This is a genomic window from Providencia sp., from assembly GCF_003533305.1.
Classification (GTDB): Bacteria; Pseudomonadota; Gammaproteobacteria; order Enterobacterales; family Enterobacteriaceae; genus Providencia.
Genome location: NZ_DOEH01000031.1, coordinates 132,906 through 145,844 on the forward strand (window position 1 = coordinate 132,906; position 12,939 = coordinate 145,844).

At 40.9% G+C, this 12,939-nt stretch carries 10 protein-coding genes; all 10 read left to right on the plus strand.

Translation table 11 applies throughout. The features are described 5' to 3' along the window. Positions 1 to 113: 113 nt before the first annotated feature. The 10 genes from DD649_RS19025 to DD649_RS19070 all read left to right on the plus strand — a co-directional run bounded on the left by DD649_RS19025 (position 114) and on the right by DD649_RS19070 (position 12,906). Positions 114 to 1,328: an IscS subfamily cysteine desulfurase gene (locus DD649_RS19025; protein ID WP_294110599.1), complete on the plus strand. Its 1,215-nt coding sequence runs from the start codon at positions 114 to 116 to the stop codon at positions 1,326 to 1,328. 23 nt (positions 1,329 to 1,351) lie between these two features. Continuing rightward, entirely contained in the window at positions 1,352 to 1,738 is a 387-nt protein-coding gene (iscU, locus tag DD649_RS19030) for a Fe-S cluster assembly scaffold IscU (RefSeq protein ID WP_294110601.1), read from the plus strand. A 211-nt stretch (positions 1,739 to 1,949) separates the two neighbouring features. Next, complete coding sequence (iscA, locus tag DD649_RS19035; protein WP_294110603.1) at positions 1,950 to 2,273, plus strand: iron-sulfur cluster assembly protein IscA; 324 nt, start codon at positions 1,950 to 1,952, stop codon at positions 2,271 to 2,273. Positions 2,274 to 2,435: 162 nt separating this feature from the next. Beyond that, entirely contained in the window at positions 2,436 to 2,957 is a 522-nt protein-coding gene (hscB, locus tag DD649_RS19040; RefSeq protein ID WP_294110604.1) for a co-chaperone HscB, read from the plus strand. Positions 2,958 to 2,969: 12 nt separating this feature from the next. Continuing rightward, the gene (gene hscA, locus DD649_RS19045) at positions 2,970 to 4,820 is read left to right on the plus strand and encodes a Fe-S protein assembly chaperone HscA (RefSeq protein ID WP_294110605.1); all 1,851 of its coding nucleotides are present in this window, start codon (positions 2,970 to 2,972) and stop codon (positions 4,818 to 4,820) included. 2 nt (positions 4,821 to 4,822) lie between these two features. After that, on the plus strand, positions 4,823 to 5,158 hold the full coding sequence (gene fdx / locus DD649_RS19050; protein ID WP_294110606.1) for an ISC system 2Fe-2S type ferredoxin: 336 nt from the start codon (positions 4,823 to 4,825) through the stop codon (positions 5,156 to 5,158). A gap of 225 nt (positions 5,159 to 5,383) precedes the next feature. Continuing rightward, positions 5,384 to 5,584, plus strand: a complete 201-nt coding sequence (iscX, locus tag DD649_RS19055) for a Fe-S cluster assembly protein IscX (RefSeq protein WP_336431049.1) — start codon at positions 5,384 to 5,386, stop codon at positions 5,582 to 5,584. Between the two features lie 173 nt (positions 5,585 to 5,757). Beyond that, positions 5,758 to 7,053, plus strand: coding sequence for an aminopeptidase PepB (gene pepB / locus DD649_RS19060; RefSeq protein ID WP_294110609.1), 1,296 nt, complete (start codon positions 5,758 to 5,760; stop codon positions 7,051 to 7,053). 131 nt (positions 7,054 to 7,184) lie between these two features. After that, on the plus strand, positions 7,185 to 7,637 hold the full coding sequence (locus DD649_RS19065; protein ID WP_294110611.1) for an enhanced serine sensitivity protein SseB C-terminal domain-containing protein: 453 nt from the start codon (positions 7,185 to 7,187) through the stop codon (positions 7,635 to 7,637). Between the two features lie 229 nt (positions 7,638 to 7,866). Beyond that, entirely contained in the window at positions 7,867 to 12,906 is a 5,040-nt protein-coding gene (locus DD649_RS19070; RefSeq protein ID WP_294110613.1) for an MG2 domain-containing protein, read from the plus strand. The last annotated feature ends 33 nt before the right edge of the window (positions 12,907 to 12,939 follow it).

Genomic DNA, 12,939 nt, shown 5'->3' on the forward strand with positions numbered 1-12,939 from the left:
AACAAATTGCAGTCGATACAAAAAGTGGTAGGAATTTGCATAAATAGCTGATTTCACCCAGTATCTTTAGAAAATTAAAGGCAAGTCATCTTGACCTTTGGAGTATGTGAGCAATGAAATTACCAATTTATCTCGATTATTCAGCAACGACGCCAGTTGATCCTCGCGTTGCTGAAAAAATGATGCAATGTCTAACAATGGATGGGATTTTCGGTAATCCGGCGTCTCGTTCCCACCGTTTTGGTTGGCAAGCAGAAGAAGCCGTTGATATTGCACGTAACCAAGTTGCGGAATTAGTCAATGCTGACCCCCGCGAAATCGTTTTTACATCAGGTGCAACTGAATCTGATAACCTGGCGATTAAAGGTGCTGCTAATTTCTATAAAAAGAAAGGCAATCATATTATTACCTGCAAAACTGAGCATAAAGCCGTTTTGGATACTTGTCGTCAATTAGAACGAGAAGGTTTTGAAGTGACTTATTTGGCACCTCAAAGTAATGGTTTGATTAACCTGAAAGATTTAGAAGCTGCTATTCGTGACGAAACCATTTTAATTTCGATTATGCATGTTAATAACGAAATTGGTATTGTTCAGGATATTAGCGCTATTGGTGAATTATGCCGTAGTCGCGGTATTATTTTCCATGTGGATGCTACGCAAAGTGTTGGTAAATTACCGATTGACCTTGCAACATTAAAAGTTGATTTGATGTCATTCTCTGCGCACAAATTGTACGGACCTATGGGGATTGGTGCATTATATGTGCGTCGTAAACCACGTATTCGTCTTGAAGCGCAGCAACACGGTGGCGGTCATGAACGTGGTATGCGTTCAGGTACTTTACCGGTTCACCAAATTGTCGGTATGGGTGAAGCATATCGTATTGCAAAAGAAGAAATGGCTGAAGAGTCCATACGTTTGCGTGGATTGCGTTTACGTTTATGGAACGGTATTAAAGATATTGAAGAAGTTTATCTCAATGGTGATTTAGAAAATGGTGCCCCTCATATTCTAAATGTAAGCTTCAACTATGTTGAAGGCGAATCGTTGATGATGTCATTAAAAGATTTAGCCGTATCATCAGGCTCCGCTTGTACTTCCGCAAGCCTCGAACCTTCTTATGTACTTCGTGCTTTAGGGATGAATGACGAACTCGCTCACAGTTCAATTCGCTTCTCCTTAGGTCGCTTTACGACAGAAGAAGAAATTGACTATGCAATCACATTGATTCATGGCGCAATTGACCATTTACGCGCGCTTTCTCCTTTATGGGATATGTTCAAAGAAGGCGTAGATATCAGTAGTATCGAATGGTCTCACCATTAATCAGATGATTTCAGGAGTTTAAAATGGCTTACAGTGAAAAAGTTATCGATCATTATGAAAACCCACGTAACGTTGGTTCATTCGACAATAGTGATCCAAGCGTTGGCAGTGGAATGGTAGGTGCACCTGCTTGTGGTGACGTCATGAAATTACAGATTAAAGTAAATGATGCCGGTATCATCGAAGATGCACGTTTTAAAACCTATGGTTGCGGTTCAGCTATTGCATCAAGTTCACTAGTGACAGAGTGGATGAAAGGTAAAAGTTTGGATGAAGCAGAGTCAATCAAAAATACAGCGATTGCAGAAGAGTTAGAATTACCACCAGTGAAAATTCACTGCTCAATTTTAGCTGAAGATGCGATTAAAGCTGCTATTGCAGATTACAAAAGCAAACGCCAAAGTAAATAACGTATATTAGCTTATATGGGTTGCTAGCATAAATGCGATAAAAAATAAAAACATGCAGCTCAGTAACTGGTAACTATACTCAAAACAATTCAAGTTTCATGTCTGCGCTTATAGCGGTGTAATTTGAAGTATAAAGAGTGATAATAATTTAAAGGCGGATGCTGCATAATAGCGGGCATCTGCCTTATTTGTTTTAAATGTGAGGTTCGCAATGTCTATTTCTCTTACAGAAAGTGCAGCGCAACGTATTCAATCTTTCTTGCAAAACCGTGGTAAAGGTGAAGGATTACGTTTAGGTGTAAGAACTTCTGGTTGTTCAGGTATGGCTTATGTACTTGAGTTTGCTGATATAATCAATGAAGAAGATACCGTTTTTGAAGACAAAGGTGTGAAAGTTATTGTTGATGGTAAAAGTATTGTTTACCTTGACGGTACCGAGCTGGATTTTGTTAAAGAAGGCTTAAACGAAGGATTTAAATTTAATAATCCTAACGTAGGCAGCGAATGCGGATGCGGTGAAAGTTTTCACGTATAATCCCTTCTAATTAGCATAATTTTCGACCAATATATCTAAGGTAGCTAAATAAATTATTGCTCAGTGATACACAATGAGTGAATCTTTAATTAGCATGATAAACAGACTGATTTTATCATTAGATTAGCTGTATTGGTCAATGGTTCGAGATATTGAGCACTTATGGATTACTTTACTCTTTTTGGACTAAGCCCTAACTATACTCTTGATAACGAACAGCTAACGCGTCGCTTTCAAGATTTACAGCGTCAGTATCATCCCGATCGTTTTGCGACCTGCTCTGAGCAGGAGAAAATGCAATCTCTTCAACAAGCTGCAACTATTAATGCGGCGTATCAAACTCTTCGTCACCCACTTAAACGCGCAGAATACATGCTTTTACTTCAAGGCATCGATATCAATAATGAACAACATACAATGCATGATACGGCATTTTTGATGGAGCAATTGGCGCTGCGAGAAGAACTTGATGATATTGAGAATAGCTCAAAAGTGCTTGAGTTATTGACTATATTTATAAAAAACGTCAAACAGATGCAGCAAACACGTAGTGCCTTAATGGTGACTCAACTCAACGCCATGGATTGGGAGCAGGCTGCCGATACCGTACGCAAATTACGTTTTCTCGATAAGTTACAGCAACAAGCTGAGCAGCTCGAAGAACGGTTACTCGACGATTTTTAAGAGAAAACGATCATGTCTTTATTACAAATCAGTGAACCTGGAATGACAGCCGCACCTCACCAACGCAAGCTTGCTGCGGGTATTGACCTTGGTACGACTCACTCATTGATAGCGACAGTTCGTAGTGGGCAAGCAGCGGTTTTACCTGATAATCAAGGCCGCTATTTGTTACCTTCTGTTGTAAATTATCAAATCGATAGCAAACAAGTTGGTTGGGAAGCAAAACAATTAGCTGAACAAGATCCCGTCAATACCATTATTTCAGTGAAAAGAATGATGGGGCGCTCCTTGGCTGATATCCAGCAACGCTACCCTGAACTTCCTTATCAGCTAACATCAAGTGAAAAAGGTTTACCTTTTATTCAGACCGTCGCAGGTCAAGTTGATCCTATTCAAGTTTCTTCTGATATTTTGAAAACATTAGCGAAAAGAGCAGAAGAAACACTGGGTGGTGAGATGGATGGCGTGGTAGTGACTGTGCCTGCTTATTTCGATGATGCACAACGTCAGGGTACCAAAGATGCGGCTCGTTTAGCGGGTCTTCATGTTCTGCGTTTATTAAATGAACCTACCGCCGCCGCAATTGCTTATGGACTTGATTCAGGGCAAGAAGGTGTTATTGCTATCTATGATTTAGGTGGTGGTACTTTTGATGTCTCCATTTTACGTTTAAGCCGTGGCGTATTTGAAGTGCTCGCGACCGGTGGCGATACGGCACTCGGTGGCGATGATTTCGACCAAGTATTAGCCCAGTGGATTGCAGAACAAGCAGGCTTATCGATACAAGACGATCATCAATTTAATCGTCAGTTATTAAATATTGCGACTGAAACTAAAGTGGCTTTAAGTGATGCAGACAAAGTAGTTATTAACTTGGCTAATTGGCAAGGTGAAATTCGTCGTGAGCAATTTGATGCGCTGATTGAAACTTATATTAAACGCACGCTGATGGCTTGTCGTAGAGCGTTAAAAGATGCACAAGTTGAAATTGATGAAATACTGAATGTCGTCATGGTCGGTGGCTCAACTCGGGTTCCTTTAGTGAGAAATAAAGTCGGTGAGTTTTTTGGTAAACAGCCATTGACCTCAATTGATCCCGATAAAGTAGTGGCTATCGGTGCTGCCATTCAGGCAGATATTTTAGTGGGTAATAAACCGGATAGCGATATGCTTTTGTTGGATGTCATTCCGCTGTCCCTTGGTCTTGAAACCATGGGGGGATTAGTTGAGAAAGTTATTCCACGCAATACCACGATCCCTGTTGCTCGAGCGCAAGAATTTACTACTTTCAAAGATGGTCAAACGGCAATGAGCGTTCATGTGGTACAAGGTGAGCGTGAAATGGTCGCAGATTGTCGCTCTCTTGCACGTTTTGCTTTGCGTGATATTCCTGCGATGGCCGCAGGTGGCGCCCATATTAGAGTCACTTTCCAAGTGGATGCCGATGGGCTGCTTAGTGTGAGCGCAATGGAAAAGTCGACAGGCGTCGAAGCATCTATTCAAGTTAAGCCATCTTATGGATTAACTGACAATGAAATTTCAAACATGATTAAAGATTCAATGAGTAACGCGCAAGATGACCTTAATGCGCGTCGCCTAGCGGAACAAAAAGTTGAAGCGGCAAGAGTGCTTGAAAGTTTAACGAGTGCATTAGAGCAAGACTCACATTTACTGACGCCTACAGAAGAGTCAGAAATTGATAATGCAGTCGATGAGTTAATTAAAGCGATTGAAGGTGTTGACCCAATCGCAATTGAAAATGCCATTAAACAACTGGATAAGCAATCGCAGGAGTTTGCGGCCCGTCGAATGGATTCATCTATTCGCCAAGCGCTGTCAGGCCATTCTGTGGATGAGATATAATTATGCCTAAAATAGTTTTTTTACCTCATAGTGATTTATGTCCAAACGGTGCAGTTGTTGAAGCACAGCAGGGCGAGTCAATCTTAAATGTTGCGCTACGCAATGGAATTGAAATTGAACATGCCTGTGAAAAATCATGTGCCTGTACAACGTGCCATTGTATCGTTCGTGAAGGCTTTGATTCATTAGAAGAAAGCAGTGAGCTAGAAGATGACATGTTAGATAAAGCATGGGGTCTTGAGCCTGAAAGTCGATTAAGCTGCCAAGCGGTTGTGACGGATGAGGATTTAGTCGTGGAGTTGCCTAAATATACTGTTAATCATGCTCGTGAGCACTAAATGCTCGTCATATTTCGTGCTGTAGCGTTGTTGGCTGCTTTCGCTAATCTTAGTCACATACTTATGTATGCTCCTAAGTCTTAGCTCAATTACGCCTAGCTACAACCCGAACTATTTAGAGCATTAATTATTGATATATTCTTAAAATAATCTTGCTGCATATATCATTGCAATGATGCTAAGACGACTATCAAACTGTTACTAACGAATGATTTAGGGGAAAACATGAGCTTAAAATGGTCTAATAGTCGCGAAATTGGCGAAGCACTCTATGATGCATTTCCCGATATCGATCCGAAGACCGTGCGCTTTACTGATATGCACCAATGGATTTGTGAGTTAGACGAGTTTGATGATGATCCACAGAAGTCTAACGAAAAAATCCTTGAGGCCATTTTATTGGTTTGGTTGGATGAATTTGAGTGATATCGCAAATGAGAGCAAAAGCCGAACTACTGTTAAAACAGAGTTCGGTTTTTTATTTAATATCAGCACTATCTTGATATCCCTAACGCTATTTATCAGTTAATGTAATCACATCGCCGATAGAATTATAGGCTTTTCGGCTGCCTGCAAAAATGGATAAAGAGAGAGAAATAATGACTAAACAAATTATGCCAGTAATGATTTCTTGTGAACCCGCAGCGCCTTGTTGGGGCGAGGGTGCACTACTCAGTTCTGGCAACAATGGGATGACTATTCATCTAAAACATCCAGGTAAATTATGTGCAGTGCAAAGTGCGGGCCGTAAACTTGATGGTCAAGGTATTCGTAATGTTTCGCTAGTAGGCGAAGAGTGGGATTTAGAAAAAAGTTGGGCATTTTGGCAAGGTTTTCGTGCACCCAAAGGTGCGAGAACGATTGAATGGCCAGTATTACCAGAAGCGGAACGCAAAGAGCTAGAAAACCGTATCCGTACGATTGACTGGGTACGTGATGTGATTAATGCCCCAGCAGAAGAATTAGGTCCAGAGCAATTAGCGAAAAGAGCCATTGACTTGCTATGTACCGTTGGCGCACAAGATATTAGCTATCGTATTGTTAAAGGTGATGATTTAGCTCAGCAAGGTTACGCAGGTATTCATACCGTCGGTCGTGGTTCCAGTCGTGCACCTGTCTTTCTTGCTTTAGATTACAATCCGGGTGCTAATCCTAACGCACCCGTATTTGCTTGCTTGGTCGGCAAAGGAATTACATTTGACTCGGGCGGTTACAGTCTTAAGCCGTCTTCATCGATGAATTCAATGAAAGCCGATATGGGTGGCGCGGCGACACTTGCAGGTTCATTAGCCTTAGCAATCAGCCGTGGTTTACAAAAACGTGTAAAAATGTTCCTGTGTATTGCTGATAACATGGTCAGTGGTAATGCATTCAAATTAGGCGATATTATTCGTTACCGTAATGGTAAATCTGTTGAAATCATGAATACGGATGCGGAAGGTCGTTTAGTACTGGCTGATGGTTTGATTGATGCAAGCAAAGAAAAGCCAACACTGATTATTGATGCAGCAACATTGACTGGTGCAGCAAAAACAGCCGTTGGTGGTGATTATCACGCAGTTTTAAGCTTTGATGATAAGTTAGTTTCTGAATTAATGAATGCTTCTGATGAAGAATTTGAACTATTCTGGCGCTTGCCATTAGCTGAATTCCATCGCCAACAACTACCGTCAGGTTTTGCCGATTTAAACAATATTGCGGCTCCTTCTCATAGTGCTGGCGCAAGTACTGCGGCAGCATTTTTATCGCATTTTGTTGAAAATTATCGCCAAAACTGGGTGCATATTGATTGTTCAGCAACTTACCGTAAATCACCTGTTAGCTTGTGGGCGGAAGGTGCAACCGGTATTGGTGTGCGCACTATCGCTAATTTATTAGTGAGTAAAGCTAAATAAGTCAGTGGTATCTAGCCGTTATAGGTATGAGTTATAGGGCATGGGAAGGCAACTTTTCATGCCTATTTTTTACGTGAATGAAATTGCGAGTATAATACGTAAAATTATTTCTAAATTGCAGAGGATTGGCAATGTCGCAGCAATCAAATGATAAAGCATCTAACTTAGAAAGTGAGATTGAATATACGGAATTAACCGTACCAGAAGGCTCGGCTCTTAAATTAAGTGTGCTTGAACAAGAGCCTGAAGCGTTAACAACTGCGTTAAGTGAATTCTTTAAACAACATAAAGTCATCAGACGAGCCTTTATTGTTTCGGCGCTCGAAAATGAAGATGGCGAAGAAATGACGATTTTAATGGTTGCATTAGAGTTTGTCGCGGGTGCTGAAAATATTGATGCCATTATTCATGATGCAGGAACACTGGCTTGTGAATATTTAGCAGATGAAGAATCAATTGATTTTTGCTTAGTTAATGAAGAAGAAAAAGGTCTCAGTCACTTTATTACTCAGCATGTTCAACCTTTCTATCAGCGCCGTTTAGGTAGCTTTTTGCGTGATACCATTCCAATTAAAAATACGTAATTAATTCCCTTCTTAAAATAAAGACTAGTTTTTACTGGTCTTTATTTTTCCGTTTTGTCTGATAGGTGTTTTTATAACATTCTGTTAAATTACGTCGATAATTGAAACAATATCGACGGTCTTGGTATATTGATAATATTAAGTTAAATCTAAATCTCTTAAATGTTCAAACAATCAGTTTGAGCTCAATAAACATAATAATTTTAACTCGTTAAAGGATGGGACGGTAATGAAACAACAATCAAGTTGGGCTTCATTGACGGGTCTAAAAACCAAAAAGCGTTATATTGCACTTGCATTAGCATCTGTTGTGGCATTAGCGGGTTGTGATAATACGGAAGAGACCACTAAAAAAGACACCAATGTTTCTTCAACAGCAAGCGAAAATCAAGTCAAAACAGCACCAGTTGCGGAACAAAAGAAATCCGCACCAAAGCTCTCTACTGAAGAGATGGTGAAAAAATACGCAGGAAAAGATCTGGAAATTCTTGATGCCTCTGAGCTACAGCTTGATGGCGCTAGTGCTATGGTTGTCACTTTCTCAGTACCTATTGAGCCTAACCAAGATTTCGGCCAATTTTTAAATCTTGTTGATGTTAAAGCTGGAAAATTAGATGGTGCATGGGAACTTTCGGATAACCAATTAGAGTTACGTTTCCGCCACTTACCACCATCTAAAGAGCTGAACCTATCCGTTATTCCTGGCATTAAAGCGGTTAACGAACGCACGATTACAGCAAACTTTGATAAAAAATTCCAAACTGCACAAATTATTCCAACGGTTGGTTTTGCAAGTAAAGGTTCTTTATTACCAAGTAAAGTTGCACAAGGATTGCCTGTCATTGCACTTAATGTTGATAAAGTCGACGTTAACTTTTTCCGTGTTGATGAAAAACAATTGCCACAATTTTTAGCAACTTGGCAATATCGCAGTAATTACGAATATTGGTATTCAGATGAATTTCTCGATAAAGTTGAGCTTGCCTATACTGGACGTTTTGACCTTAATCCAGATAAAAATACCCGCCAAACTGTTTTATTACCGCTTAAAGATATCAAAGAATTACAGCAAGATGGCGTGTATCTAGCCATCATGCAAAAAGCGGGTAGCTATAGTTATCAGTTCCCTGCGACTGTTTTTACTCTCAGTGATATCGGCGTTTCATTACATAGTTATCAAGACCGTGTTGATGTCTTCACGCAATCCCTTGCAAAAGGTTCCGCCATTAAAGGTGTTGAGCTACGCATTCTTGATGATAAAGGACAGTTAGTAACGAAAGGCACGACTGATGGTGATGGTCATGCACAATTAGAAAAATTAGCAGGTGGAAAGTTATTACTGGCAACCCATGAAGGGCAAACCAGTATGATTGACTTAACACAGCCTGCACTTGATTTATCTGAGTTTGATATTTCAGGCCCTGCTGGTTTTGCAAAGCAATTTTTCACCTTTGGACCGCGTGATCTTTATCGTCCGGGGGAGTTATTATTAGTCAATGGCTTGCTGCGTGATGGCGATGGTAATCCTGTTAAATCACAACCCGTTAAAGTTGATGTATTAAAAACGGATGGGCAAGTTGTTCGCAGTTTTGTTTGGCAGCCGCAAGAGAAACAAGATGGCTTGTATCAATATCAATTTGAAATCCCTAAAAATGCAGAGACGGGGGGTTGGTCACTCCGCTTTGATTTAGGTGATGGCTCTCCTTTGCGTTATTACAAATTTAATGTTGAAGATTTTATGCCAGAGCGTATGGCACTTGATATTACGACGAGTGATACCCCAATTTTGAATACTGAATCAGTTGATTTTGATATTCAAGGTCGTTATCTCTATGGTGCACCTGCGGCAAATAACGAGCTGCAAGGGCAAGTTTTGCTCAAAGCAAACCGTGAAGCCGTTGCTAAATTACCCGGCTTTGAATTTGGTGCCATGAATGAAGAAGGTTTACCCCGTAAACTGGATGAGTTTGACCTAACGTTAAATGATAGCGGTGAAACCGTTATCTCACTGCCAAAAAGTAATTGGGAATCTACGCGTTCACCTATTTCTGCAATCTTACAAGCAAGCTTATTAGAAGCGGGTGGGCGACCAGTGACCCGTCGCGCTGAACAAGCGATTTGGCCTGCGGATAAGCTAGTCGGTATTCGTCCATTATTCGCTAAAAAAGAAATTTATGATTACCGTACTGACCGTTATGTAAAACGTCATAATGTTGATGAGAATTCATTAGCAGAGTTTGAATTAGTCATGGCCGATGCAGCGGGTAATAAACTCGCGGCTGAAAATTTAACAGCACGTTTAGTGTACGAGCGCCGTGATTATTACTGGAGTTGGTCTGAAAGTGGTGGTTGGTCATCAAATTATGATCAAAAAGATTTAGTGATGGCAAATGAAAATATTACGATTGCTAAAGATGGTACCGCCAAGATTGCTTTCCCTGTGGATTGGGGCACATTTCGTTTAGAAGTGTTGAATCCTGAAAATCAATTAGTCAGTAGCATTCAGTTCTGGGCGGGTTATTCATGGCAAGATAACACTGGCGGTAGTGGTTCTGTTCGTCCTGATCAGGTCAAATTAAGCTTGAATAAACCGGCCTATTTACCGGGCGAAAAAGCGAAAGTTCGCATTGAATCACCAAAAGCGGGTAAAGGTTATATTTTACTCGAATCTAGCGATGGTCCGCTGTGGTGGCAAGAAATCGACGTGCCTGAAAATGGCTTAGATATTGAAGTGCCTGTGAATAAAGAGTGGGCGCGTCATGATCTCTATATTTCTACCGTTGTTGTGCGTCCAGGGGATGATTCAAAAGAAGCGACCGTAAAACGTGCGGTTGGCGTATTACATCTTCCGATAGCCGATGAAAATCGTAAAATTGCCTTGGCATTAACCTCGCCAAATAAAATGCGTCCGAATCAAGATCTCACGGTAAAAATTAAAGCGACTGCGCAAGATGGAAAACCACTGCCTGAGAAAGTGAATGTGATACTTTCTGCGGTGGATACTGGCGTCTTGAATATTACTGATTTTAAAACGCCAGATCCGTACGATGCTTTCTTTGGTCGTAAGCGTTATAGCGTTGACCAATATGATGTTTATGGTCATCTGATTGAAGGCCAAGGTAAAGTGGCTAACTTACGTTTTGGTGGTGATGGTGAAGATGCCGCAATGGAACGTGGGGGAATGAAGCCGCTGACTGAAGTACAAATCATTGCAGAGCAAGCGCAGCCTGTCACATTAGATAAAAATGGCGAAGGTGAAATTACTCTCGCTATTCCTGATTTTAATGGTGAATTGCGTTTAATGGCCCAAGCATGGAATGGAAAAGATTTTGGTCATGCCGATAGCAAAGTAACAGTAGCAGCGCCACTAGTGACACAAATGTCAATGCCACGCTTTATGGCGGGTGGTGATAAGTCCTATTTCTCTCTTGATCTCACTAATATGACTGAGAACACTCAGAATGTATCAGTGACCTTTAAAGCAACAGGAATGGTGAAACTTGATGGTGTGACTAGCCGTGAAGTTGAATTGCAAAAAGGTAAACGCACCACGTTAACATTGCCAGTAAAAGCTGATTATGGCTTTGGTGAAGGTGAAGTGACCATGACCGTTAATGGTGTGAAGATTAAAGGTGAAGCGAGCAAAGACTACAGTAATAGCTGGAAAGTTGGGGTTCGTCCTGCTCAACCTGCGGAAACCATCTCTTTTGCTACGACGATTGAACCCGGTACTGCATGGTCGTTGCCAGCCAACGAAATCTTAGGTTTGCAACCGGATACGCTTGAAGGGCAAGTGCTACTAAGTAGTCGTCCTCCGATACAAATCTCTCGTTATATCAGAGAATTATTTGCTTATCCGTATGGTTGCCTTGAGCAAACCATTAGTGGGTTATATCCGTCTTTATTCTCTACACAAGCAGAACTGAAGAAATTAGGTATTAATTCTCAAACTGATGCAGATCGTCATAAAGCGATTGAAATTGGTATTCCTCATTTGTTAAGTATGCAACGTGGGGATGGCGGTTTTTCCTTATGGGACAGAAATGGTTCAGAGGAATATTGGTTAACCGCTTATGCTGCTGACTTTTTAAATAAAGCCAATCAACGTGGTTTCACCGTACCACAGGATGCGTTGAATAATGCGAATACGCGTTTGTTGAGCTATTTGCAAGATGCAAATCAAATTAATTACCCTTATACCGATAACCAAGCTGGTGCCCGTTTTGCAACTCAAGCCTATGCAGGTTTAGTGCTAGCAACTCAACAAAAAGCACCGCTTGGTGCACTTCGTCAGATTTATGGACAAAATAGTAATGCCACCAGTGGATTACCATTAGTTCAATTAGGTGTGGCGTTGAATTTGATGGGCGATAAAGCGCGCGGTGAAAGTGCGATTATTGATGGTCTGAAAAAACAACGTAGTGGTTATAGTTATGTGGGCGATTATGGTTCTGTGGTTCGTGATGATGCATTGGTCATTGCATTACTAAATGAATACAACCTGATGCCTAAATCGCGTGACCAAAAATTACAATCGTTGGCGAATAATTTGACCTCACAGCGTTATTTCTCAACTCAAGAAAATAATGCGCTGTACTTAGCGGGTCGTTACTATGTCAATGAAACTGAAACACCATGGAAAGCGCTGATCAATGGACAAGAACCTCCGATGGTTTCTGATAAACCCGTGAGTGAGTTCTTGACCAAAGAGCAGATACAAAATGGTTACAGTATTGAAAATAGCGGCACTAATACACTTTATACTCGCTTGAATGTGGTTGGTTATCCACAGAGCTCACCAAAACCGAGTTCAAATGTACTTGGTGTTCAACGTAGTTACTATGATATGAAAGGTAATCGCGTTTCACTTGATAGACTAAGAAGTGGTGAAATGGTGGTGGTTAAATTGGATGTTACTGCATCTCAAACCGTACCCGATGCACTAGTTGTTGATTTGTTGCCTGCTGGTTTAGAGTTAGAAAACCAAAACTTAGCGAATAGCAGTGCGAATCTCAGTGAGTCAGCACCAAACTTACAAGAGATGATTGATGATATGCAACAATCGCAAATTCGTCATATGGAATATCGTGATGACCGCTTTGTGGCCGCTGTTGAAGTTCAACAGTATAAACCAACGACCTTGGTTTATTTGGCGCGTGCGGTAACGCCGGGTGTATATAGCATTCCAGTACCGCAAGTGGAATCCATGTATGTACCTGAATGGCGTGCAACAGGCTATTCAGATGGTAAATTAGAAATAGTGCGTTAATCTTCACCTTAAGCCCTTATATTGTATGATATA